Origin of the sequence: Roseovarius sp. (assembly GCF_040223625.1) — a bacterium.
Taxonomy (GTDB): Bacteria; Pseudomonadota; Alphaproteobacteria; order Rhodobacterales; family Rhodobacteraceae; genus Roseovarius.
In genome coordinates this window covers 38672-61272 of sequence record NZ_JAVKFX010000062.1, presented here as the reverse complement: position 1 = coordinate 61272, position 22601 = coordinate 38672, and the positions used below count along the sequence as shown (strand labels likewise).

Below are 22601 nucleotides of genomic sequence, written 5' to 3'. Positions count from 1 at the left end.
CCTCTTGGAAAACCCGAGCATGAGAGCAGCCCCATGTCCGCCAGCCCCCCCGCCATGCGCCTGACCGGCGCGGCCACCCTGCGCGACGGCGAGTTCCACGCCGCCCCCGTGGCGGTCGAGGGCGGCCTGATCTCCGACACCCGCCTCCCCGAGGTCGACCTCTCCGGCTTCCTGATCCTGCCCGGCATCGTCGACCTCCATGGCGACGCCTTCGAGCGCCACCTCCGCCCCCGCCCCTCGGCCCCCTTCCCCGCCCAGCAGGCCCTCGTCTCCACCGACCGCGACGCCGCCGCCAACGGGCTCACCACCGCGTGGATGGCGCAAAGCTGGTCCTGGGAAGGCGGCCACCGCGGTCCGGACTTCGCCGAAACCTTCCTGCAAGCCGTCGACAGCTACCGCCCCCGGGCGCAGACCGACCTGCGCGTCCAGATCCGCTGCGAAACCCACACCACCGACACGCTCGAACGCCTCCTCGACGCGCTCGAGACCCACCCGGTGGGCTATGTCATCTTCAACAACCATCTCGACGAAACACTGGCCCTCGCCGACACCGACCCCACGCGGCTCGAGATGATGGCCCGCGCCATTGGCCAGACGCCCGAGGCCTATACCGACGCCCTCCACCACGCCAAGCGACAGGCCCCGGCCGTCCCCCGCTACCTCTGCACGCTCGCCGCCGCCTTCGACCGGCTCGGCATCCGCTACGGCAGCCATGACGACCGCCACCCCGAAACCCGCGAAACCTACTCGATGATCGGCGCCAAGATCTGCGAATTCCCGCTCACCCGCGCCGTTGCCAAGCTGGCCCGCGCCGTGGGCGACCCGGTGCTGATGGGCGCCCCCAACGTGGTGCGCGGCGGCTCGCAGAAGGGCCACGTCTCCGCCGCCGAGCTGATCGCGCTCGGCAAGTGCGACGCGCTCGTCTCCGACTACCACTACCCCTCGATGGCCGCCGCCGCCTTCCGCCTCGCCGACGACGGCATCCTGCCCCTCGCCCGGGCGTGGAAGCTGATCTCGGAAAACCCCGCCCGCATCATGCGCCTCACCGACCGCGGCACCATCGCCGAGGGAAAGCGCGCTGACCTCGCCATCGTCAACGCCGACACCCGTCACGTCGAGGCGACGCTCGTCGCCGGCCGCGTCACCCACCTGACCGGCGAGGCCGCCCGCCGCTTCCTCGCCTCCCCCGGCCGCCTCGCCATGGCGGCCGAGTGACACCTGTCACGAAAGCTTTGCACGCCCGACACGGACCCGTCGCAAAACCCGCCTACTTCGGGCCCCGATAAATCCAGAAATTTCAGCACCAAACAGGGCGGCCCTCCGGGGTCGCCCATTTACCCTCACCCGCCGTATTTCTCCAGAAACGCCTCCGCCCGCATCGCCCGGAAATCCTCCAGCGCCGCGCGCAGCCGCTCATGCTCCCAATCCCACCACGCCAGCGCCATCAGCCGCTCCGCCACCGGCCCCGGCACCCTTTCCCGCAAGGGCTCGGCCGGCACCCCCGCCACGATCATGTAAGGGGCCACGTCCCGCGTCACCACGGCCCCCGCCGCCACCACGGCACCATGGCCCACCGTCACTTCCGGCTTCACCTGCGCGTTATGCCCGATCCACGTGTCATGACCTACGACAACCCGCCGTGCCCGCCTTGCCTCGAACCACGCCGCATCATCAGCCTCCCCGGGCCAGTAATAGGCCGACCGGTACATGAAATGATGCAGGCTCGCCCGGTCCAGCGGATGATCGCTCGCCCCCAGCCGCACGAAACTCGCGATATTGGCGAATTTGCCCACATCCGCATTGGCAATGTCGCAATACCGGTCGCAATAGGAATAATTCCCCATCACCGAATGCTGCACCCGGGCCCCCCGCCCGATCTCGCAATACCGCCCGAACGTGCTCTCCGTGATCTCGCAATCCGGATGCACGAACGGCTCCACCCCCAGCTCCGGCATGGGCACCCCCTCGCTTCTTCTTGGTTCAAATATCCTCGCCGAAGGCGTCCCGCGCCCTCAGACCCCGCTGTCGTCCGAGGTGATAAGCCGCTTCCGCAACCAGCCGGATATTGTATCCATCGCCATCACCATAAGCACGATCAGCACGATGTAATAGCTCACCTCTTCCCAATCCTTCTGGGTGATGATCGCCTGCGTCAGCAAAAGCCCGATGCCCCCGCCGGTGATCGCCCCGATGATCGTGGCGCTCCGCGTGTTCGACTCGAGGTAATAGAGAAGCTGCGACAGCAGCACCGGCGTGATCTGCGGGATGACCCCGAACCGATAGCGCTGCAACGGCTTCGCCCCGGTCGACTGGATGCCCTCGATCTGCTTGTCGTCCACGTTCTCCAGCGTCTCGGAAAACAGCTTCCCGAACGTGCCGGTATCCGTCAGCAGGATCGCCAGCGCCCCGGTCATCGGCCCCGGCCCGAAGGCCCGCGCCAGCACGATCGTCCAGATCAGCGCATCCACCCCGCGGACAAAGTCGAACACCCGCCGCACCCCGAACATCAGCACCTTCACCGGCGTGAAGTTCCGCGCCGCAAGGAAGGCCAGCGGCAGCGCCACGATGGCCGCCCCGAACGTGCCGAGGAACGCCATCAGCACCGTCTCGAAAATGGCCCAGGCCACCTCCGAATGCCGCCACATGGCGTTGTTCCAGAAATCGTGCCACATCGCGGCCGCGTTCGACTTGCCCTCGACCAGCCGCTCGTCCGACATCGCCAGCCCCACCAGCTCGGTGAAGCTTCGCCCATGAAACGGGCTCTCCAGCGTGAAGAAGAACAGCTCCCAGCCGAACTGGTACTTGAACAGCTCCGCCCGCGTCCGCGTCACCGTCAACCGGCCCGCATCCGTCGTCACCGCCAGCCGGTTCTTCGACGCGTTGATCCAGTCGGGCTGGTCCTCCATCCCCCCGGAGGGAAAGACCATGTCCACCCCCTGCCGCGACGGCTCCGCCTCCAGCGTGCCATACCCGGGAATGTCGAAGAACACCCGCGCGCCCTCGTAGACCACGCGATAGCCCCGCCCCAGCTCGGCCACCAGCCCGGTCTCGGTCAGCGTCACCCATTCGGGCGTCATGCCTTCCGGATAAGTCCCCTTCCGCTCGCCCTCGATGGCGATCACTATGCTGTCCGACCGGTCGTCCAGCGTCACATGCGTCTTGTAGCTGTAGCTGTCCGCCACCAGCGTCCGCGCATTATCGAAACTCGCCCGCTCCGCCAGCCCGGCAATGTCGAAGCTGAAGAAGATATAGACGAAATAGGCGACGATCACCGCCGGCAGCCCGAAATTCAGCAGCCGCTTGCGCTTGAACAGGCTTTCGGCCTGCGCCTTCAGCGACGGCCCTGCATCCGCGATCATGGTCATAGCGGCCTCCCCCGGGTCAGCCGGTCACGGTAATGCGATGATATCTGGTCGAAGAACACGATGGTCAGGAACAGCAGGATAAAGATCGCCGCCGCCTCGTCGAACTGCCCCTGCCCCCAGGACATGGCGTTCTTCAGCTCGTAGCCGATCCCGCCTGCGCCCACGAAGCCCAGGATGGCCGAGGCCCGGATATTGATCTCGAACCGCAGCAGCGCATAGCTCAGGTAATTCGGCGACACCTGCGGAATGACCCCCAGCAGCATCCGCTGCGACCAGCTCGCGCCGACCGATTGCAGCCCTTCCACCGGCTTCAGCGAGGCATTCTCGTTCACCTCCGAGAACAGCTTCCCCAGCGCGCCCACCGTATGAAACGCAATCGCGATCATCGCCGGCACCGGCCCGCCGCCCAGCACGAAGATCAGCACCAGCGCGATCACGATCTCCGGCACGGCCCGCATCACATCCATCATCCGCCGGAACACCGGGATCAGCCGCGGCCACCGCGCCATCCCCCGTGTCGCCAGCAGCGAAATGACAATCGCCCCCAGCCCGCCCAACAGCGTCGACGCGGCGGCAATATTCACCGTCTCGATCAGCGCCGGCAGAAAGGTCAGCAAATGACCCGGCAGCTCCCCCGCCTTCTCCCACGCCTCGCCCCAGACCTGCGCCGGAAAGGCCAGCACGTTGTGCCACCCGTCCCAGAACCCGCCGGCATTGCGGCTGTCGGCCAGCATGAAGCCCGACACCATCAGCGCCACGAACACGATCAGCAATATGCCCGAATACGCCCGTTTCCGGCGCACCATCGCCATGTAATCCTCGCGGATCTCGCCGCTCCGCCCCGTGCCGCCTGCGCTCAGTTCCGCCATCTGCCCCTCTGCCGCTCAATGCACGTTCGGGCCCCGCCAGGCGGGACCCGCACCATTCAAACCGCCGCTTATTGCGACATCGACTTGCGCGCCTCGATGATCGAGAGATAGGCGTCATGGGTGATCGGATCGAAGCTCTTCGCCTCGCCCGCGGCCACGCCGTAGAAGCAATCCGCGTCCTTCTCCGACAGATTGTCCCACAGCTCGGTCATGGTCGCCTTGACCTCCTCCGGCATCGCGTTCGAGATCACCACCGGGCCTTCCGGGATGGGCTTCGACCGCCAGATTTCCACCAGGTCGTTCATGTCCACGAGACCGGCATCAACCGCCTTGCGCAGCGCGCCCGAGTTGTAGCCGTCTTCCCAGTTGCCAAGCGCATCGGCCCAGGTCACGCCGCCATCCACGTCGCCGTTGTTGACCGCGACGATGGTCTGCTCGTGCCCGCCGGTGAACTTCACCTCGCCGAAATAGTCACCCGACTCCATGCTGGCGCCGGTCTCTTCGGGGATCTCGATCGACGGGATCAGGTAGCCGGAGGTCGAGTTCGGATCGCCGAAACCGAACACTTTGCCTTCCATGTCCTCGAGCGAGGTAATCCCGCTGTCCTTCCGGGCAAAGCCGATCGAGTGGTAGCCATAGCTGCCGTCCACGTTCACCTTCACCAGCACCGGCGTCACCGCGTCGGGGTTCTCCAGGTAGGTCTTGGCATAGCCGCTGGCGCCCAGCCACGCCATGTCGATCGTACCGCCCAGCAGGCCCTGGATCACGCCGTTATAGTCGGCCGGCGCGAACAGCTTGACCGGAACGCCAAGCGCTTCCTCGGTATACTGGCGCAGGCACTCGTTCGAGTTCAGCCGGTCCTGGGCGTTCTCGCCGCCAAGGATGCCGATGCGGAACTCCTCGATCTCCTGTGCGCCCGCGGGCACGGTCAGGGCAGTGGTCGCCAGAATGGCAGCAAACAGTCTTTTCATCTTGGTCCTCCGGTTGGGTTATTGTGCCCCCGCAACCACTGCGGCGGGCAGATGAAACTCAGGCATACTCGCGCTCGAGCGCCGCGATATCGGTCGAGGTCGCGGCCTCGGAAAAACTTCCGTCCGCGCCGTAGATGTCGCGCGCGACCCCGGTGGTCAGCTGCGCCGGCGTGCCGTCGAACACGATCCGGCCGTGCAGCATCCCGATCACCCGGTCGCAATAGCGCCGCGCGGTATCGAGCGTGTGAAGGTTGGCAATGACGGTGCGCCCGTCTTCCTCGTGAATGCGCCGCAAATCATCCATGACCAGTTGCGCGTTCATCGGGTCGAGGCTGGCAATCGGCTCGTCCGCCAGCACGATCTTGGGCTGCTGCATGATCGCCCGGGCAATCGCCACGCGCTGCTGCTGCCCGCCCGACAGGGCCTCGGCCCGCTTCGGCGCGTGCTCGGCAATGCCCAGCCGGTCGAGAATGTCGATCGCCCGGTGAATGTCCTCCTCGGGGTAGAGGTTGAACATCGTGGCGAAGGTCGAGCGCCGGTTCAGCGTGCCATGCAGCACGTTCGACACCACGTCCATCCGCGGCACGAGGTTGAACTGCTGGAAGATCATCGCACAGTCCGACTGCCACGCCCGCTTCTCGGCACCCGTCAGCGCGGTCACGTCGCGCCCCTCGTACAGGATCTGCCCCTCGGTCGCGTCGGTCAGCCGGTTCAGCATCCGAAGAAAGGTCGACTTGCCCGCCCCCGACCGGCCGATGATGCCGATCATCGCGGGTTTCTCCACGGTGAAGGACACGGCGTCGACCGCCGTGTTCCGACCGAAAGCCTTGGTCAGCGCCTTGATGTCCAGCAAATGAATGTCCCCCTGGATTTGGAGGACGTGCTAGGCGCAAACCTCAAAGCATTTGCGACGGTTGGGTAAAAGTTTCATGACGCGCCCCGCCCGTCCGCCCCCCGGTGGGCCGGTGCCTGAAATACAGGCGTTTTCTGAACGCCCCACACCCTTGCGCCATGGCATACGCCCGCGTATGCCAGCGCCATGACCGCCCCGCGCCCCAAGCGACTCACCCGTGACGACTGGCTCTCCGCCGGCACGAAACGGCTGGCCGCCGCCGGCGCCGAGGCGCTCAAGGCCGAGCCCATGGCGCGCCACATGAAGACCACCAAGGGCTCGTTCTACTGGCATTTCCGCGACGTGCCGGATTTCCACGACCAACTGCTCGCCCGCTGGGAAACGGCGGCGCTGGCCGACCTCTCCTCGGTGCTCGAAAGCGAATCCGGCGCCGTCCCACGCCTGCGGGCACTCGCCCAGTCCATCGCCGAGCCCGAAATCGGCACCGCCACCGAATCCGCCATCCGCTCCTGGGCCACCACCTCCGCCGCCGCCCGCACCACGCTGGCCCGCGTCGACGAGGCCCGCCTCGCGGCCCTGCAAGGGCTCCTGTCCGAAACCGGCATCGGCAACCCGGAAATGGCCCGCATCATCTACGCCGCCGGCATCGGCATGGAGCGGCTGGGCCAGACCGGCACGGCCGACAACCGCACCTCCATCGGCTCCCTGGTCGACCTGGTCCTGGCCCTGCGCTGACGCCCGCCCCGGGCCCGATCCCCAACCTCCCCGCCCCGGACTTGATCCGGGGCCTCGCGCCAACATCTGCCGCGCCGGGCGAGCGCCGGCCCGTGGGGAGGCGCCGCAACGGATATGGCGCGCACTTTATGGCGCCGCCCACATCCCACCTACAAACGTCACGCCACACCCGCCAAAGCGCCTGCCCGCCCGGACGGGCCGGCGCTCGCCCGGCGCCTTCGGCGCTATTCGGGCAGGTGAGTCCCCTCCCCGCCCTGATCAAATCCCCGGCCTTTCCCCACACTCACCACCCGCCCCGGGCTCGACCCGGGGCCTCGCACCACCACCACCCCCCCTTCCCGCAACATCCGGGTCGCCACGTTCCCGCAAGATCCGGTTCGCCCGCCCGCACGACCCACGCCATCATCCTCTCACACCACCCGAAAGGATCCCCAATGATCACCCTCCTCGCACGCCGCCGCCCACACCCCCCAACCCGCCGCCTCTCGCTCCGGGCCTACCTCTCCCTATACCGCCAACGCCGCGCCCTCGCCCGGCTCGATCCGCATATCCTCCGCGACGTGGGCCTCACCGAAGACGCCGCCCGCGCCGAGGCCGCCCGCCGCTTCTGGGACGCCCCCCACCACTGGTTCCGCTGATGCACCCCCCGCCCCGGGCCCGACCCGGGGCCTCGCACCCGAAGTCTTGAAAAGACTTCGTCCCGATATCTTTTCAAGATATCGCCCCCTAACGCACCGCCCGACACATTAACGGGGCCCGCCCACCGAAAAAACACCGACAAAATACCGACGTTTTACCGACGCGATACCGACACCGGCTTTCCCTGCAAAATCAGCTCGTTAACCCTGATTCGCCACGCTCGCCCGGAACCGCTCCACGAACCGCGCCCTGGCCTCCGGCAGCGGCTTGTGCCCCAGCTCCGGCGCCACCCGGTTCTGCAGGAAATACCCCGTCACCCCCAGCGCCTCGGCCACCTCCGCGTCCGGCGCCGGCCCGTGCCCCACCATGCAGGGCGGCAGCGGCAACAGCTTGTCCGCCCAGTCCCCGGCCCCCGCCTTCGACACCGCCCGCCCTGTCCGGGGCGAGATGTAGCTGAGGTCGTTCGCCTGCCGCCCCATCACCGCGCAGGCCTGTAAATCAAGGCCGAACCCGAGGTCATCGAGCAGCACCATCTCCCACTGCATGTAGGCCAGCGGCCAGATCTCCCCCTGCCCCAGCAGGTCCAGCAGCGCCTCGGTCCGCCGGTAAAGCCGCTCATGCGCCTCCCGCTCCGGCAGGCAGAACAGCAACAGGCTCACCACCGCGTTCAGCCCCGCCAGCGCCAGCCGATCCCCCATCGAGGCCGCCGCCCGCGACCGCACCGGCTCCACCGAAAACGTCCCGATATGATCCTCGAGCCTTGCCCGCCAAGTCACGTCCAGCTGCGCCCCCGGCTGCAACACCGGCGCCATCCGCCGCGACGCACCGCCCCGCACAACCCCCGCGTGCCGGCCCCTCCCGGGCGTAAAAACCTCAATGATTGCAGAGGTTTCGCCATGCGCGCGGCTGGAAAGCAATATTCCCTGGTCTCGCCACTCCATGCCCGTCCCCTGCCTCGATCGCCCCGATTGGACACCAGATCGCCGCCAATGCCAAGCGGATGGAACCGACTCGCGTTATGTGCTTATCTCCCCGGAAATCAGATTTTTTCGAGGGGGATAGTCATGTCATCATTTTACCGGAAAGCCGTTCTTGCCACGGGTCTCGCGTTCGCCGCCACCACCGCCACGGCCCAGGAGAATGTCATGGTCGTGTTCGACGGCTCCAACTCCATGTGGGGCCAGATCGACGGCACCGCCAAGATCGAGATCGCCCGCGACGTGATGGACACCCTTCTCGGCGAGTGGACCGAAGAGCGCGAGGTCGGCCTGATGGCCTATGGCCACCGCCGCCGCGGCGATTGCGGCGACATCGAAACCCTCGTCCAGCCTGGCGCACAAACCCGCGCCACCATCCTCGAACAGGTGGGCGGCATCACCCCCACCGGCAAGACCCCCCTCACCGACGCCGTCGAACGCGCGGCGACAGAGCTTGCCTATACCGACCGCCCCGCCACCGTGGTGCTCATCTCCGACGGGCTCGAAAGCTGCGAACGCGACCCCTGCGAACTGGCCCGCGCCCTCGAACAGGGCGGCGTCGGCTTCACCGCCCATGTCGTGGGCTTCGGCCTCGGCGCCGACCAGGACGACACCTCCCTCTCCTGCATCGCCGAGGAGACCGGCGGCACCTATATCCAGGCTTCCAACGCCGAGGAGCTCAAGGCCGCCATGTCGAGCGTCAGCACCGCCGTCGCCGACACCACCCCCGATCCGGAGCCCGCCCTGCCCGAGGTCACCGTCACCGGCCCCGGCACCGCCATCGGCGGCTCGATCATCGAGGTCACCTGGGATCCCACCGCCGAAACCGGCGATTTCCTCACCATCGTCCCCGCCGGCACCGCCGCCACCGAGCATGGTGAAACCCAAAGCGTCAACGAGGACAAGACCGTCAATTTCACCGTCCCCGCAGACCAGGGCATGTACGAGATCCGCTACATCCACGCCGACGGCGAGGAGGTGCTCGGCACCGACGCGCTCGAGATCACCAGGCCCGAGGTCGTCCTGACCGGCCCCGAAATGGTCCTGACGGGCGAGGATTTCACCGCCGGCTGGTCGCCCACGATCAACCCGAACGACTATGTCACCATCGTGCCGACCGGCGCCGAAACCGGCGCCTCCGCCAGCTACGTCACCGTGCGCGACAAATCCGAAGGCGAGCTCAGCGCCCCCGCCGATCCGGGCTTTTACGAGCTGCGCTACGTGCTCAGCGTCGACAAGCGCACCGTCGCCACCCGTGCCATCGAGGTGGCTGCCCCCGAGGTCACGCTCGACATCCCCGAGACCGCGCTGGCCGGCTCGAAATTCCCGGTACGCTGGACCGGAACGGTCAACGCACAGGACTACATCACCGTCGTCCCCGCCGGCACCAAGGAAGGCGAGTTCGGCAACTATTTCGTGGTCCGCGACGCGTCCGAGAACCAGCTTCAGGCCGCCGCCGAAACCGGCCTTTACGAGGTCCGCTACGTCCTGCGCGAAGGCAACAAGACACTGGCCTCCGCCCCCATCGAGATCACCGCGCCCGAGGTCACCGTCACCGGGCCGGAAACGGCCCAGACCGGCTCGAAATTCCCGGTCTCCTGGACCGGCGCGGTCAGCGGTAACGACTATGTCACTATCGTCCCCACGGGCACCGACGAAGGCGAATTCGGCAATTACATCGTCGTCCGCGACAAGACCGAGAACCAGCTTCAGGCCCCGGCCGAAACCGGCATGTACGAAATCCGCTACGTCCTGCGCGAGGGCAACAAGACGCTGGCCACCACGCCCATCGAGATCACCGCGCCCGCGGTCACGGTCACCGCGCCCGAAACCGCCGCCACCGGCTCGAAATTCCCGGTGTCCTGGACAGGCACGGTAAGTTCCAACGACTACATCACCATCGTGCCCACCGGCACCGACGAGGGCGAATTCGGCAACTACATCCCCGTCCGCGACCGGACCGAGAACCAGCTTCAGGCCCCCGCCGAAACCGGCATGTACGAGATCCGCTACGTCCTGCGAGAGGGCAACAAGACCCTTGCCACCACGCCCATCGAGATTACCGCGCCCGAGGTCACGGTCGACGCGCCGGACACGGCCCTGACCGGTGAGAAGTTCATGGTTTCCTGGACCGGCACCGTGAACAACCAGGACTACGTCACCATCGTGCCCGCCGGCACGGCCGAAGGCGAGTTCGGCAACTACATCACCGTCCGCGACCGGACCGAGAACCAGCTTCAGGCCCCCGCCGAAACCGGCATGTACGAGGTCCGTTATGTCCTGCGCGAAGGCGGCAAGACGCTGGCCACCGACATGATCGAGATCACCGCGCCAGAGGTCACGGTCACGGCGCCCGAGACCGCCCTGGCAGGCTCGGCCGTCCGCGTCAGCTGGGCCGGCACGGTTTCGAACCAGGACTATATCGCCATCGTGCCCGCCGGCGCCGACGAGGGCGAATTCGGCAACTACATCACCGTCCGCGACCGCTCCGAGAACGATGTGCGCGCACCCTCCAGCCCCGGCCTCTACGAGATCCGCTACATCCTCCGCGAGGGCGGCAAGACCCTGGCCACCCGCCCCATCGAGATCACCGAGCCCGAGGTCACCGTCTCCGGCCCTTCCGAGGTGCGCGCCACCGACACGCTCAAGGTTTCGTGGACCGGCACGGTCGATCCCGGCGATTACGTGGCGCTCGCGCCCATGGGCAGCGGGGATGACGATTTCTCCAACTACTTCTCCGTCCGCGACCAGACCGAGCGCGACATGAAAGCGCCCGAGACCCCCGGCATGTACGAGCTGCGCTACATCCTGCGCGAGGGCGGCCGCGTGCTGGCCCGCCAGCCGGTCGAGGTGCTCGACGCCGACGCCGCGCTCAACTCCGGCGCGGAACTCACCGCCCCCGACACCGCCGCCCCCGGCAGCACGATCGACGTGGGCTGGACGGTCGAGGCGGAAAGCGCCGACCAGCGCATCACCATCGCCGCCGCCGACCAGGCCATCTTCACGTGGATCGAGGCGGTCAAGATCACCGGCGACCCGCCGGTCAGCCTGACCCTGCCCGACGATCCCGGCATCTACGAACTGCGCTTCCTCGATGTCAGCAACCAGCAGGTGCTGGCGCGCAAGGTCATTGCCGTGGAATAACACCCGCCGGTGGCGCGGTCGCCGGGGCCGGTCCGGCCCTCAGTCCGCCAGCCCCGGCTCGTCCAGCAGGTGTCGGCCGGCGCGATCCTCGACCTCGATCACCCACAGGTCGGGGTCGAACCCCCGCTGCTTGGCAATCGCCTCGTCCACCGCCCGCTCCTCGCCCTCGTCCAGCACGACCCAGGCGCGCTCCCCGCTCATCAAGTCGAAACTGCGCTGAAACGCCCGCGCCTGCCCGTCGAGCGTGTTGAGCTTCACCAGCACCGCCCCCGCGGTGTCATCGCCATGCGACGTCACGAAGGCCGGAATATCCTGCAACCGCAGCCGTGCCAAATAGGCCTGCACCCAGAATTCCGCCGTCAGCCGCGCCATTCTACCCGCCCCGGACCCGATCCGGGGCCTCCGACCGCCGCATATGCGGTAGGGTGGCTGCCACCCGGCACTCCCCGCCCCGGGCCTGACCCGGGGCCTCGCCCCAATACCGAAGGTCCCGGGTCAAGCCCGGGACGGGATACCCTGAAACCCGCGCCCCGCAGGGTGGGTGCCAACCCACCATCCCAATTGCCGGGCCCGCAACCCTCACCCGTTCCCGTCCTTGAATTCCAGCCCCATCTCCGAATACCGCTCGGCCTCGTCCAGCCACCCGGGCCGCACCTTCACCTGAAGGAACAGGTGCACCTTCCGCCCGAGGAACTCCTCCAGCTCCTCCCGCGAGGCCTGGCTCACGGCCTTGATCGTCTCACCCTTTCGGCCGAGGATGATGCCCTTGTGCCCGTCCCGCGCCACGTAAACCACCTGGTCGATCCGGGCCGAGCCGTCTTTCCGCTCCTCCCAGCTCTCGGTCTCCACCGTCAATTGATACGGCAATTCCTGGTGCAGCCGCAGCGTCAGCTTCTCGCGCGTCATCTCGGCGGCGATCATCCGCATCGGCAGGTCGGCGATCTGGTCCTCGGGGTAAAGCCACGGCCCCTCCGGCACCTCGCCCGCCAGCCACTCGCGCAGATCGTCCACCCCGTGCCCCCGCTCGGCCGAGATCATGAAGGTCCGCTCGAACGGAAACCGCGCGTTCAGCTCCTCCGTCAGCCCAAGCAGCGCCTCCGATTTCACCCGGTCGATCTTGTTGATCGCCAGCGCCACCTTGCGGCCCTTCGTGGCCTCGCCCAGCGCGTCGAGGATATGGCCCACCCCCTCGGTGATCCCGCGATGCGCCTCGACCAGCAGCACCACGACGTCGGCATCCGCCGCCCCGCCCCACGCCGCGGCCACCATCGCCCGGTCCAGCCGCCGGCGCGGCTTGAAGAGGCCCGGCGTATCGACGAACACCAGCTGCGCCTCGCCCTCCATCGCCACGCCGCGAATGCGGGCGCGGGTGGTCTGCACCTTGTGGGTCACGATGCTCACCTTCGCCCCCACCATGCGGTTCAGAAGCGTGGACTTGCCCGCATTGGGCTCTCCGATCAGGGCGATGAAACCGGCGCGCTGGGTCATTCTCTCTTCCTTGGCTCAGTTTATGCGCCTTAGCCCATCACGCGCCGCTTTGCCAGAACTCGTGCTATTCCCCCCGGCGCGAAACTTGGCTAGCGTCGGGCGCAGAGACTTGCAACCATTGGCCGGGCCGGGATGACGCGCGCGCTCATCAACACCACAGACCTGATGGCGCCCGGCTGGCGGTTCATGGCCGGCCACATGCCCGACGCCGCGCTCGACTGGTCCAGCTTCACCTCGCAGGCCTATGGCGGGCCCGCCCGCCTGCGCCGCCTGCGCGCGGTCTCCGCCGCTGCGCTGGCCGCCCGCCGCGCCGGCAAGGCCGGGCAGGAACCGATCCTCGTCTCGCACCTGCCCAACATGGCGGCGCTCACCAATTTCGCCCGGCGCAGCCTCTGCCCCTCGGTGCCCCAGATCGCCTTTTCCTTCAATTTCACCGCCCTGCCTCGCGGCGCCCGCCGAAGGGCCTACCGCAACGGCCTGCGTGGCATCGACGAATTCGTTGTCTTCTCCGCCCACGAAAAACAGCTCTACGCCCGCGAACTCGGCCTGCCGCCCGAGCGTATCCGCGTGCTCAAATGGGCGATGGACCCGCCCGAGATTGCCCCGGCCGCCGACACGCCTGACACGCCCTACCTCTGCTCCATCGGCGGCGAGGCGCGCGATTACCGCCTGCTCGCCGCCGCCATGCGCCGCCTGCCCGACCGCCGCGCCGTCATCGTCGCCCGCCCCTACAGCGTGCAGGGCATCGACTTCCCCGACAATGTCGATATCCGCCTCAACCTGCCCGGCCCGGACACCTGGCGGCTGGCCACCGGTTCGGTCGGCCTTGCCCTGCCGCTGCTCAGCCACCAGACCGCCTGCGGCCACATCACCCTCGTCGCGGCCAAGCTGCTGGGCGTGCCGGTGGTGGCGACCGAATGCCTCGGGCTGGCGGAATACCTCTCCGACGGCACGGTCTACAGCCGCGTCGCCCCCGGCGACACCGATGCCATGGCCGAGGCGATCGAGGGACTTTTCACCGACACCGACGCCGCCCAGGCCATCGCCCAGACAGCGCAGATACAGGCCCGCGCCGACCACGCGCCGTCGAACTGGGTCAGGTACCTGGAAGATGCCTTGACGCGGCTGTAGCCCATGGAAGCGCGGCGGCGTGCCCTTTGCACGCCTTGTCCCGCGCCAGACGCCTACCCCGCCTCGACCCGCGCCAGCAACGCCTGCGCGGCCGCCTGCTCGGCCTGCCGCTTCGATCCGGCCGTGGCGCTTTCCGCCTGCCCGTCGGCCAGCCGCGCCTCTATGGTGAACTGCGGCGCATGGTCCGGCCCCGAGCGCGCCGTCTCCACGTAATCCGGCGGCGTCAGCCCGCGCGCCTGCGCCCATTCCTGCAGGGCCGTCTTGGCATCGCGCGCGTCCTCCTTGACGCTCTCGATCCGCTTGCCCCACAGCCGCAGCACGACCTCGCGCGCCGCCTCGAACCCGGCATCGCGGTAGACGGCGGCGATCACCGCCTCCATCCCGTCGCCCAGCAAGGCTTGTTTACGCCGCCCGCCCGACATCATCTCCGACCGGCCGAGCTTCAGCACCTTGCCAAGGTCGATCTGCCTTGCCACGTCGGCGCAGGTTTCCTTGCGCACCAGCGCGTTGAACCTCGGCGCCAACTGGCCCTCCTGCGCCGCCAGGTCCCGCTCCAGCAGCGCCTCGGCCATCACCAGCCCCAGAACCCGGTCGCCCAGAAATTCCAGCCGCTGGTTGTCATCCCGGTTGGGCGAGGACATCGAGGAATGCGTCACCGCCCGCACCAGCAGCTCCGGCGCGGCAAAGCGATGCCCAAGCCGGCCCTCGAAGGCCTTCAACTCCGCCGAAAGCTTCATTCAAGCTTCTCGAAGAACCGGTCGCCCCGCCATGTCCAGAAGAACAGCATCGACCGCCCGGCGGAGGAGAAGATCACCCGCCCCGCGCGCCCGATCAGGTTCTCATAGGGCACGAACCCCACGCCGCCCGCCGCCAGCGGCACCCGGCTGTCGGTCGAGTTGTCGCGGTTGTCGCCCATGAAGAAGTAATGCCCCTCCGGCACGGTGAAGACGCCGGTATCGTCCAGCGACTGGCGCGCGATGTTGAGGATCGCGTGGCTCCGCCCGCCCGGCAGCGTCTCGATCTGGCGCGACTTGCGGCACTCGGCGCCCATGCCCACCGGCCCGTTCTCGCAGCGCGGCGTGACCTGAAGCGGGCCCTGCCGCTCCTTGACCTCTGTGAACGTGCCCGCATCCTCGAGCCCGACCGCCTCGTCATTGATATGCAGCACGCCATCGCGCATCTGCACCCGGTCGCCGGGCAGGCCCACCACCCGCTTGATGAAATCGGTCCCGTTCACCGGGTGGCGGAAGACTATGATGTCGCCCCGCTCCGGCTCGCCGCCGAAAAGCCGCGTGTTGTCACCGTCGAGGAAGCCGCAGATATCCTTGGCGTCGATATTGATCCCGAACCGCTGGATCCGGATCGACGGGCAGGAGGCGTAGGAATATCCATAGGCCATCTTGTTCACGAACAGGAAATCGCCGATCAGCAGCGTATCCTTCATCGACCCGGAGGGAATCCAGAACGGCTGGAAGAAGATGGTGCGGAAGATCCCCGCGATCACCAGCGCCCAGAACACCGTCTTGACGGTCTCCCACAGCGAGCTCGATTTCTTGCCCTCTTCGGCCATGCCTGTCTCCGCGCCTCGGTTTCCGGGTAGTCGCGGGTTTCATGGGCGTCACGCGAGATAGTGTCAAGTCACGCCTTCGGGGCCCCTTCGATTGGCCGCGCCTCGATCACCACAAAGGCCTGCGCCCAGGGGTGATCGTCGGTCAGCGTGACATGGATGATCGCCTCGTGCCCCTCCGGCGTCATCTCCGCCAGCCGCTCGGCGGCCCAGCCGGTCACGTGCATCACCGGCTGCCCGGTGCGCAGGTTGCTGACCGCCATGTCCTTCCACGCGATCCCCATCCGAAGCCCGGTGCCCAGCGCCTTGGAACAGGCCTCCTTCGCCGCCCAGCGCTTGGCATAGGTGCCCGGCGTATCGGCCCGGCGCTCGGCCTTGCGCTGTTCGACCTCGGTGAAGACCCGGTTGCGGAACCGGTCGCCGAACCGCTGCAGCGTGCCGGCGATCCGGTCGATATTGGCCAGGTCGGTGCCGATGCCGAGGATCATGGCAGAAGCTGTGCCCCGATGGCCCCGGTCGCCTGGTTCAGCGTGAAGCGCAGCGTGCGTGGCTGGAAATCCGCCCCGTCATAGACCTTCACCGCCATGGTGAATACCAATCCCTCCGCTGGGACATACTCCGCCTCGAGACTGCCGAAATCCGCCCCGCCGAACCCCATGCCGTTCAAGCCCACCGTCCGGCATTGCCGCAGGCCCAGTTCGTCATAGGGCGGCGACATCACGAGGATGTAAAACGGCGCCCCCGCCGGCTCGACCGTATCGAGCAGCGCCAGCCGCACGTCACCATTGGCGAAGGTGCGCGTGTTCTCCTCCCACGGCTCGACGATGTTGTCGGCCCGCGCGGGCCAGTCGCAGGGCACCGCCTCCTGCGCCGTGGCCGGCAGGCCGGCCAACAGCCCCAGCCCGATGGCCGCCGCCTTCACCGCGACCCTCATTCGATCTCCCCCCGCCCGCGCATCAGGCTCACCTGGTTGCCCGCCGCGATACCAAGGAAGAAGCGGTTGCAGATCAGGTAGCCCCCGGCATAAAGCCCCAGCAGTATCAGGAACTGCCTTGACCCCGGCGCCGTCACCGCCAGCTTGCCGAACTCCGGCAGCCACCGCCCCGCGCCATAGGCCAGCGCCACGTTCAGCACCACCGCGATCACCGTCGCGATCCAGGCAAAATTCCACGCCTCCGCCCCCTTGGGCTTGCGCTTCTCGCGCCGGGCGAATTGCTGCCCCTCGATCACCGCGGCGATCATCGCCGGCACCATCAATTGCGCCGACGAGCCCAGCGCGGAATCGACCTGCGTGTTCAGGAACCCCACCAGCAGCGCCACCCCGACGGCCACGGCCAAAAACACCAGCGCATAGCGGATCAGGCTGACGGCGCTCATCCGGCCGACCGCGCCTCTGTCCCGCGGGCCTCGTCCATCAGCCGCCGCATCTCGGCGATGGCCGGTTGCAGCCCGCGGAAAATCGCCTCCCCGATGATGAAATGCCCGATATTGAGCTCCATCACCTCCGGAAACGCCGCCACGGGCTGAACCGTGTCATAGGTCAGCCCGTGGCCCGCATGCACCTCCAGCCCCAGCGAATGGGCATAGGCCGACATCTCGCGCAACGCGGCCAGTTCCCGGTCGCGGTCCCCGGTCCGCCCCTCGGCATGGGCGTCGCAATAGGCGCCGGTGTGCAGCTCGATCACCTGCGCCCCGATCCGGTGCGCGGCCTCGATCTGGCGTTTGTCGGCGGCGATGAAGATCGACACCCGACAGCCCGCGTCGCGCAAAGGCGCGATGAAATGCGCCAGCCGGTTTTCCTCGCGCGCCACTTCCAGCCCGCCCTCGGTGGTCTTCTCCTCGCGCTTCTCGGGCACGATGCAGACGGCATGCGGGCGGTGGCGCAGCGCGATCTTCTGCATCTCCTCCGTCGCCGCCATCTCGAAATTGAGCGGCACCGACAGGGCCGCCATCAGCCCGTCGATATCGCCGTCAGAGATGTGCCGCCGGTCCTCGCGCAGATGCGCGGTGATGCCGTCGGCCCCCGCCTCCTCGGCCAGCTTCGCGGCGCGCACCGGGTCGGGGTATTCGCCGCCGCGCGCGTTCCGCACGGTCGCCACGTGGTCGATGTTCACGCCAAGGCGCAGGTTTCCCGCAGACGTCATGCCGCCCTCCTCTACATGCCCGGCCCCCATGGGGCCCGCCGCCACCCTAATCCTGATTCTGCTTGGCGTCAGCCTTGCCCGACGCTTTTTCTTTCAGCGCGAGCAACTTGTCCTTGATCCGCCCCTTGCGGCCCTTCTGATAGGCCTGGATCACCGGCAGGCTGACGTAATAGCCGATCATCCCGCAGATCAGGCCGGGGATGATGCCGCCGATCATGTAGGGAAAGAACACCTCGTCATAGAAGACGTAAAGGTTGTGCCAGTCCGCCTTGCCGTCGCCGAACAGGGTGAAGAAATTGTCCTTCAGGTCCTTCCACGCATCGACGAACTTGCCGCCCAGCGACCGGTGCGCGCCGGTCTCGTGGTCGAAGGTCCGGCCCAGAAGGAAGTTGCCCGTCTGGAACGAGATCGCCCCGATCGGCACGAAGGTCAGCGGGTTGCCCACGAAGGTCGACAGCAGCGAGGCGATGACATTGCCCCGGATGATCAGTGCCAGCCCGGCGGCGGCAAAGAAATGCATCCCGAAGAACGGGCTGAAGGTCACGAAGATCCCGGCAAAGATCCCCCGCGCGATCCGGTGCGGCGGATCGGGCAGGCGGCGCACCCGGTGCTTGATGTAATAGAACGCACGTTTCCAGCCGCCCTTAGGCCAGACCGTCTCGTAAACGATCTTCCACCATGGTCGTCTGTCTCGGCGCTTGAAGACCACCTTGCGCGGCTCCCCGGTTCACTTGTTCTCCCCGCCACCGGCCCGGCCCGGATCGCGGAAACGCTCTATCGCGGCCACGTCGCTTTCCGCATCCAGTGCCGAGATCACGCTGTGAAGATGCTCGGCATCGCGCAGCTCGATATCGATCAGCAGGCGGTAAAAGTCCGGTTTGCGGTCGACGAATGTCAGGTCCGAGATATTTGCCTTCTGCTCTCCGATCAATGTGCAAATACGTCCCAACACGCCCGCGTCGTTGCTCATCGTCACATCGAGCGTCACCTCGTACTCGGCCGGATGCTTGCCCGCGTGCCAGTGCAGGTCAAGCCAGCGGCCGGGTTGGTCGTCGAACGCCGACAGCGCCTCGCAGTCGATCGTGTGCACCACGACACCCTTGCCACGATAGGTGATACCCACGATACGCTCGCCCGGCAGGGGCTGGCAACAGCGGGCGCGGTCGAAACTTTGGTTCCGGCCCAGCCCGATCACCGCGCGGTCGCGGCCGACCACGTTGCTCTCGTCCGGGGCAATGTCGGGATAGACCGCGTGCAGCACCTGCTGCGCGGTCAGCTCGGCACTGCCCAGCCGGGCCAGAACCTCGTCGGCATTCTTCAGCCGAAGCGTCTTGGCCGCGGCGGTCAGCGCCTTCTCGGTCGCCCGCTTGCGCACGTGCTCGAAGGCCGATCGCGCCAGTTCCCGGCCCAGCTTGATGTACCGGTCGCGGTCCAGCTCCCTCAGCGCCCGGCGAATGGCCGCCCGCGCCTTGCCGGTGGTGGCGATATCCAGCCATGTCGCCTGCGGCGTCTGCCCGTCGGCGGTGATCACCTCGACCGACTGGCCATTCTTGATCCGTGTCCACAGCGGCACCCGCATCCCGTCGATCTTGGCGCCGACACAGGCATGGCCGATCCGCGTGTGGATGGCATAGGCGAAATCGATCGGCGTCGCCCCCCGCGGCAGCTTCACCACGTCCCCCTTGGGCGTGAAGCAGAACACCTTGTCCGAATACATCTCCAGCTTCACGGCCTCGAGGAAATCCTCGTGATCCTCTTCCGAATCGAACTGCTCGGTCAGGCTGGAAATCCACTTGGCGGGATCGACGGCGAACGGGTTCTCGGCCCGCACCCCGTCGCGGTAGGACCAATGCGCCGCCACGCCGGTCTCGGCCACGTCGTGCATCTGGCGGGTGCGGATCTGCACCTCGACCCGCTTGCCGTCGCGCCCCGACACCGTGGTGTGGATCGACCGATAGCCGTTCGACTTGGGCTGGCTGATGTAATCCTTGAACCGCCCCGGCACGGCTCGCCACCGCTGGTGGATGGCGCCCAGCACGCGGTAACAGTCCTCTTCGCTCCGGGTGATGATGCGGAAGCCGTAGATGTCCGACAGGCGGGAAAAGCCCATCTCCTTTTCCTGCATCTTCCGCCAGATCGAATAGGGCTTCTTGGCGCGGCCCAGCACATCCGCCTCGATCCCCGCCTTGTCCAGCTCGTGCCGCATGTCCGAGGTGATCCGCTCGATCACGTCGCCGGCTTCCTTCTGCAGGGTGATGAACCGGCGGATGATCGACGCGCGCGCATCCGGGTTGATCACCCGGAACGCCAGGTCCTCCAGCTCCTCGCGCATCCACTGCATGCCCATCCGGCCCGCCAGCGGCGCGAAGATATCCATCGTCTCCCGCGCTTTCTTGAGCTGCTTCTCCGGCCGCATCGCCTTGATCGTGCGCATGTTGTGCAGCCGGTCGGCCAGCTTCACCAGGATCACCCGCATGTCCTTCGACATCGCCATGAACAGCTTGCGGAAATTCTCGGCCTGCTGGGTCTCGGTGCTGGAAAGCTGCAGGTTGGTCAACTTGGTCACGCCATCGACAAGGTCGGCCACCTCGGGCCCGAACTTCTCGGCCACGATCTTGTACGAGGCGCGCGTGTCCTCGATCGTGTCGTGCAGCAGGGCGGTGACGATGGTCGCATCGTCCAGCCGCTGCTCGGCCAGGATGGCGGCGACGGCGGCGGGATGCGTGAAATAGGGCTCGCCCGAGTGGCGGAACTGCCCCTCGTGCATCTCGCGGCCGAAATCGAAGGCCGCGGTGATCAGCTTTTCATCGGTGCGCGGGTTATAGGTGCGGACAAGCTCGATAAGGTCTTGTGCCGCGATCATGCCGTGCGAAACCCCTCAAGGCGGGGGACAGGTCAGCCCTGCCCCTGCGCCTCCATCAGCGCCCGCAGAAGGTTCTCTTCCGACATGTCGTCCTCGGCCGGCTTGTCCGGCTCGCCGCCGCCCATCAGCAGCGCCATGGAATCGTCTTCCGGCTCGTCCACCTCGATCTGGGTCTGGTTCGACTCGATCAGCCGCTCGCGCAGCTCGTCGGCCGATTGCGTCTCCTCGGCGATCTCGCGCAGGGCCACAACCGGGTTCTTGTCGTTGTCGCGGTCCACGGTGATCTGCGACCCGGCGGAAATCTCGCGCGCCCGGTGGGCGGCAAGCATCACCAGATCGAACCGGTTCGGAACCTTGTCGACGCAATCTTCGGTTGTCACGCGGGCCATGAGACCTCCAGAGGGGTGGCACAGAAATATGGAAGTGCCTTATCTAAATCCTCTCCGCCCGAGTTACAAGGAGATATTTGGCCGACTTCCCCCGGTTCCGGCGCCGGTTTCCACAAGAAAGATTGATTTATTCCGGCCGCCGCCTAACGATACGCCGCGCGGCGCAAAACCATTTCGGAACGCCCGCCATATACCGGAGATTTCCCTTATGTTCGCCTTCCCGATTCCCCGCCGCCTCGCCGCCCTTGCGGCGCCGCTGCTGCTGGCCCTCGCCACCCCCGCCTCGGCCTTCGACACCTCGGTCTTCTACAAGCTCTCCACCGATTTCCGCGGCGCGAACATGCAGCTCGACATCGCCAATGGCGGGGCGATGAACAACTTCAGCCACCTCGCGCCTGCCGGCAACTACTCGGGCCAGTACTGGCGGCTCGAACCGGCGGGCGCCAACCGCTACCGCCTGACGACCGAGTTCCGCGGCCGCGACATGTGCCTCGACGTGGTCAATGGCGGGGCACAGGACAACATGACCCATCTCGTGCCCTGCGGAAACTTTTCCGGCCAGTTCTGGACCATCAGGCCCGACAACAACCGCTATCGGCTGACCACCGATTTCCGCGGCCCGAACATGTGCCTCGATGTCTACAATGGCGGCGGGCTCGACAATTTCACCCACCTCACGCCCTGCGCCAACTCAGCGGCCAATACTGGGCGCTGATCCCCACGGGCCGCCCGGCCTACTGACGGGCTCAGAGCGGCTCGACCTCGTCCCGCGCCGCCCGCGGCAGATCATCCACCATCTGCCGGACCGTCCGCCCCAGCACCGGGTGGCGCCACTCCGGCGCCACTTCGGCCAGCGGGACCAGCACGAAGGGCCGGTCCTGCATCCGCGGATGCGGCAGGATCAACCGGTCGGGCGCCTGCTGCTTCTGCTCTTCCAGCGGCAGATCCAGCCACGCCCGATACCCCGCCTCGTCCGGCAGCACGCGGTCCCCTGCCGCGATCAGGTCGAGGTCCAGCACCCGCTGTCCCCAGCGCTGCACCCTCTCCCGCCCGAACTCGGCCTCGATCCGGTGCAGCAGCGCCAGCAGCGCCTCCGCCCCGCCCTCGAACTCCAGCCGTGCGGCGGCGTTCACGTAATCCGGCCCGGCCCCAGCCGGAAAGCACGGCGTGGCGAAAAACCGGCTCGCCACCACCTCCCTCGCCCCCGCCTCCGACAGCCTCCGCAGGGCGGAACGCAACGTCACATCCGGCGCCCCCTCCGCCGACGGCAGGTTCGCGCCGAGCGCGATCAGATAAAATTGATCTTTTGACACAGCGTCTTGTCCGGTCTACCGCTCAAAGTTGAATTTTGGCCTCATGAAACGCCCTTGTGCATCCCCGGAACAAACCCTATTCTTCTTGGCCAGCCCACTCCGGGAATTGCACATACACCACTCACACCACTCGGAACCGGACCGGGCTTTACA

Annotated in this window: 24 protein-coding genes; 6 read left to right on the top strand and 18 right to left on the bottom strand. The window is 67.1% G+C overall.

Annotated elements, in window-relative coordinates; all coding sequences use genetic code 11:
• Window positions 1-33 precede the first annotated feature (33 nt).
• Window positions 34-1215, top strand: coding sequence for an alpha-D-ribose 1-methylphosphonate 5-triphosphate diphosphatase (locus RLN94_RS17595; RefSeq protein WP_350130724.1), 1182 nt, complete (start codon window positions 34-36; stop codon window positions 1213-1215).
• Between the two features lie 125 nt (window positions 1216-1340).
• On the opposite strand, the gene RLN94_RS17590 is transcribed toward RLN94_RS17595, so the two are convergent.
• The 5 genes from RLN94_RS17590 to phnC form a co-directional block, all read right to left on the bottom strand.
• Window positions 1341-1955 (bottom strand): LbetaH domain-containing protein, encoded by a 615-nt coding sequence (locus RLN94_RS17590; RefSeq protein WP_350130723.1) that lies wholly within the window; start codon window positions 1953-1955, stop codon window positions 1341-1343.
• A gap of 57 nt (window positions 1956-2012) precedes the next feature.
• A complete protein-coding gene (gene phnE, locus RLN94_RS17585) occupies window positions 2013-3365 on the bottom strand; it encodes a phosphonate ABC transporter, permease protein PhnE (protein WP_350130722.1) in 1353 nt (450 codons plus the stop codon).
• A complete protein-coding gene (phnE, locus tag RLN94_RS17580) occupies window positions 3362-4234 on the bottom strand; it encodes a phosphonate ABC transporter, permease protein PhnE (protein WP_350130721.1) in 873 nt (290 codons plus the stop codon). The genes phnE (RLN94_RS17585) and phnE (RLN94_RS17580) overlap by 4 nt, the downstream gene beginning before the upstream one ends.
• Before the next feature lie 68 nt (window positions 4235-4302).
• A complete protein-coding gene (gene phnD / locus RLN94_RS17575) occupies window positions 4303-5205 on the bottom strand; it encodes a phosphonate ABC transporter substrate-binding protein (RefSeq protein ID WP_350130720.1) in 903 nt (300 codons plus the stop codon).
• A gap of 58 nt (window positions 5206-5263) precedes the next feature.
• Window positions 5264-6058 (bottom strand): phosphonate ABC transporter ATP-binding protein, encoded by a 795-nt coding sequence (gene phnC, locus RLN94_RS17570; protein WP_350130719.1) that lies wholly within the window; start codon window positions 6056-6058, stop codon window positions 5264-5266.
• Window positions 6059-6244: 186 nt separating this feature from the next.
• Here phnC and RLN94_RS17565 point away from each other — a divergent pair, with 186 nt between their 5' ends.
• Entirely contained in the window at window positions 6245-6793 is a 549-nt protein-coding gene (locus RLN94_RS17565) for a TetR/AcrR family transcriptional regulator (RefSeq protein ID WP_350130718.1), read from the top strand.
• A gap of 434 nt (window positions 6794-7227) precedes the next feature.
• Window positions 7228-7431, top strand: coding sequence for a YjiS-like domain-containing protein (locus RLN94_RS17560; protein ID WP_350130717.1), 204 nt, complete (start codon window positions 7228-7230; stop codon window positions 7429-7431).
• A gap of 201 nt (window positions 7432-7632) precedes the next feature.
• On the opposite strand, the gene recO is transcribed toward RLN94_RS17560, so the two are convergent.
• Window positions 7633-8373, bottom strand: a complete 741-nt coding sequence (gene recO / locus RLN94_RS17555) for a DNA repair protein RecO (RefSeq protein ID WP_350130716.1) — start codon at window positions 8371-8373, stop codon at window positions 7633-7635.
• Window positions 8374-8496: 123 nt separating this feature from the next.
• Between recO and RLN94_RS17550 the strand changes: the two genes are divergently transcribed.
• Window positions 8497-11553, top strand: coding sequence for a vWA domain-containing protein (locus tag RLN94_RS17550; RefSeq protein ID WP_350169343.1), 3057 nt, complete (start codon window positions 8497-8499; stop codon window positions 11551-11553).
• 39 nt (window positions 11554-11592) lie between these two features.
• Here RLN94_RS17550 and RLN94_RS17545 read toward each other — a convergent pair whose 3' ends face one another.
• Complete coding sequence (locus RLN94_RS17545; RefSeq protein ID WP_350130714.1) at window positions 11593-11925, bottom strand: DUF1491 family protein; 333 nt, start codon at window positions 11923-11925, stop codon at window positions 11593-11595.
• Window positions 11926-12132: 207 nt separating this feature from the next.
• Window positions 12133-13041: a GTPase Era gene (era, locus tag RLN94_RS17540; protein WP_350130713.1), complete on the bottom strand. Its 909-nt coding sequence runs from the start codon at window positions 13039-13041 to the stop codon at window positions 12133-12135.
• Window positions 13042-13173: 132 nt separating this feature from the next.
• Here era and RLN94_RS17535 point away from each other — a divergent pair, with 132 nt between their 5' ends.
• Window positions 13174-14172 (top strand): glycosyltransferase, encoded by a 999-nt coding sequence (locus RLN94_RS17535; RefSeq protein WP_350130712.1) that lies wholly within the window; start codon window positions 13174-13176, stop codon window positions 14170-14172.
• A 53-nt stretch (window positions 14173-14225) separates the two neighbouring features.
• Here the strand turns inward: RLN94_RS17535 and rnc are convergent, their stop codons facing one another.
• The 9 genes from rnc to rpoZ all read right to left on the bottom strand — a co-directional run bounded on the left by rnc (window position 14226) and on the right by rpoZ (window position 21135).
• Window positions 14226-14909 (bottom strand): ribonuclease III, encoded by a 684-nt coding sequence (gene rnc / locus RLN94_RS17530; RefSeq protein WP_350130711.1) that lies wholly within the window; start codon window positions 14907-14909, stop codon window positions 14226-14228.
• Window positions 14906-15742 (bottom strand): signal peptidase I, encoded by an 837-nt coding sequence (gene lepB / locus RLN94_RS17525; protein WP_350130710.1) that lies wholly within the window; start codon window positions 15740-15742, stop codon window positions 14906-14908. The genes rnc and lepB overlap by 4 nt, the downstream gene beginning before the upstream one ends.
• Before the next feature lie 68 nt (window positions 15743-15810).
• Window positions 15811-16227: a holo-ACP synthase gene (gene acpS / locus RLN94_RS17520; protein WP_350130709.1), complete on the bottom strand. Its 417-nt coding sequence runs from the start codon at window positions 16225-16227 to the stop codon at window positions 15811-15813.
• Window positions 16224-16673 carry a hypothetical protein gene (locus tag RLN94_RS17515; protein ID WP_350130708.1) on the bottom strand — a complete coding sequence of 150 codons (450 nt, stop codon included), beginning with the start codon at window positions 16671-16673 and terminating at the stop codon, window positions 16224-16226. Before RLN94_RS17515 ends, acpS begins: the two co-directional genes overlap by 4 nt.
• Window positions 16670-17116, bottom strand: coding sequence for an ABZJ_00895 family protein (locus tag RLN94_RS17510; RefSeq protein ID WP_350130707.1), 447 nt, complete (start codon window positions 17114-17116; stop codon window positions 16670-16672). Before RLN94_RS17510 ends, RLN94_RS17515 begins: the two co-directional genes overlap by 4 nt.
• Window positions 17113-17883 (bottom strand): pyridoxine 5'-phosphate synthase, encoded by a 771-nt coding sequence (locus RLN94_RS17505; RefSeq protein ID WP_350130706.1) that lies wholly within the window; start codon window positions 17881-17883, stop codon window positions 17113-17115. Before RLN94_RS17505 ends, RLN94_RS17510 begins: the two co-directional genes overlap by 4 nt.
• Before the next feature lie 46 nt (window positions 17884-17929).
• Window positions 17930-18592: a DUF2062 domain-containing protein gene (locus RLN94_RS17500; protein ID WP_350130705.1), complete on the bottom strand. Its 663-nt coding sequence runs from the start codon at window positions 18590-18592 to the stop codon at window positions 17930-17932.
• An 18-nt stretch (window positions 18593-18610) separates the two neighbouring features.
• Complete coding sequence (locus RLN94_RS17495; RefSeq protein ID WP_350130704.1) at window positions 18611-20746, bottom strand: RelA/SpoT family protein; 2136 nt, start codon at window positions 20744-20746, stop codon at window positions 18611-18613.
• A 32-nt stretch (window positions 20747-20778) separates the two neighbouring features.
• The gene (rpoZ, locus tag RLN94_RS17490) at window positions 20779-21135 is read right to left on the bottom strand and encodes a DNA-directed RNA polymerase subunit omega (RefSeq protein ID WP_300896117.1); all 357 of its coding nucleotides are present in this window, start codon (window positions 21133-21135) and stop codon (window positions 20779-20781) included.
• A 208-nt stretch (window positions 21136-21343) separates the two neighbouring features.
• Here rpoZ and RLN94_RS17485 point away from each other — a divergent pair, with 208 nt between their 5' ends.
• Window positions 21344-21850 carry an RICIN domain-containing protein gene (locus RLN94_RS17485; protein WP_350130703.1) on the top strand — a complete coding sequence of 169 codons (507 nt, stop codon included), beginning with the start codon at window positions 21344-21346 and terminating at the stop codon, window positions 21848-21850.
• Between the two features lie 31 nt (window positions 21851-21881).
• Here the strand turns inward: RLN94_RS17485 and folK are convergent, their stop codons facing one another.
• Window positions 21882-22448 carry a 2-amino-4-hydroxy-6-hydroxymethyldihydropteridine diphosphokinase gene (gene folK, locus RLN94_RS17480; RefSeq protein WP_350130702.1) on the bottom strand — a complete coding sequence of 189 codons (567 nt, stop codon included), beginning with the start codon at window positions 22446-22448 and terminating at the stop codon, window positions 21882-21884.
• Window positions 22449-22601: the final 153 nt, after the last annotated feature.

Coding starts and splice junctions, on each gene's coding strand:
- RLN94_RS17485 (WP_350130703.1), top strand. CDS start 21,344: ATGTTCGCCTTCCCGATTCCCCGCCGCCTCGCCGCCCTTGCGGCGCCG.
- phnE (WP_350130721.1), bottom strand. CDS start 4,234: ATGGCGGAACTGAGCGCAGGCGGCACGGGGCGGAGCGGCGAGATCCGC.
- phnD (WP_350130720.1), bottom strand. CDS start 5,205: ATGAAAAGACTGTTTGCTGCCATTCTGGCGACCACTGCCCTGACCGTG.
- recO (WP_350130716.1), bottom strand. CDS start 8,373: ATGGAGTGGCGAGACCAGGGAATATTGCTTTCCAGCCGCGCGCATGGC.
- RLN94_RS17495 (WP_350130704.1), bottom strand. CDS start 20,746: ATGATCGCGGCACAAGACCTTATCGAGCTTGTCCGCACCTATAACCCG.
- RLN94_RS17565 (WP_350130718.1), top strand. CDS start 6,245: ATGACCGCCCCGCGCCCCAAGCGACTCACCCGTGACGACTGGCTCTCC.
- RLN94_RS17545 (WP_350130714.1), bottom strand. CDS start 11,925: ATGGCGCGGCTGACGGCGGAATTCTGGGTGCAGGCCTATTTGGCACGG.
- RLN94_RS17535 (WP_350130712.1), top strand. CDS start 13,174: ATGACGCGCGCGCTCATCAACACCACAGACCTGATGGCGCCCGGCTGG.
- era (WP_350130713.1), bottom strand. CDS start 13,041: ATGACCCAGCGCGCCGGTTTCATCGCCCTGATCGGAGAGCCCAATGCG.
- RLN94_RS17515 (WP_350130708.1), bottom strand. CDS start 16,673: ATGAGGGTCGCGGTGAAGGCGGCGGCCATCGGGCTGGGGCTGTTGGCC.
- phnE (WP_350130722.1), bottom strand. CDS start 3,365: ATGACCATGATCGCGGATGCAGGGCCGTCGCTGAAGGCGCAGGCCGAA.
- RLN94_RS17595 (WP_350130724.1), top strand. CDS start 34: ATGTCCGCCAGCCCCCCCGCCATGCGCCTGACCGGCGCGGCCACCCTG.
- RLN94_RS17510 (WP_350130707.1), bottom strand. CDS start 17,116: ATGAGCGCCGTCAGCCTGATCCGCTATGCGCTGGTGTTTTTGGCCGTG.
- RLN94_RS17590 (WP_350130723.1), bottom strand. CDS start 1,955: ATGCCGGAGCTGGGGGTGGAGCCGTTCGTGCATCCGGATTGCGAGATC.
- lepB (WP_350130710.1), bottom strand. CDS start 15,742: ATGGCCGAAGAGGGCAAGAAATCGAGCTCGCTGTGGGAGACCGTCAAG.
- rpoZ (WP_300896117.1), bottom strand. CDS start 21,135: ATGGCCCGCGTGACAACCGAAGATTGCGTCGACAAGGTTCCGAACCGG.
- acpS (WP_350130709.1), bottom strand. CDS start 16,227: ATGATCCTCGGCATCGGCACCGACCTGGCCAATATCGACCGGATCGCC.
- RLN94_RS17550 (WP_350169343.1), top strand. CDS start 8,497: ATGTCATCATTTTACCGGAAAGCCGTTCTTGCCACGGGTCTCGCGTTC.
- RLN94_RS17560 (WP_350130717.1), top strand. CDS start 7,228: ATGATCACCCTCCTCGCACGCCGCCGCCCACACCCCCCAACCCGCCGC.
- RLN94_RS17505 (WP_350130706.1), bottom strand. CDS start 17,883: ATGACGTCTGCGGGAAACCTGCGCCTTGGCGTGAACATCGACCACGTG.
- rnc (WP_350130711.1), bottom strand. CDS start 14,909: ATGAAGCTTTCGGCGGAGTTGAAGGCCTTCGAGGGCCGGCTTGGGCAT.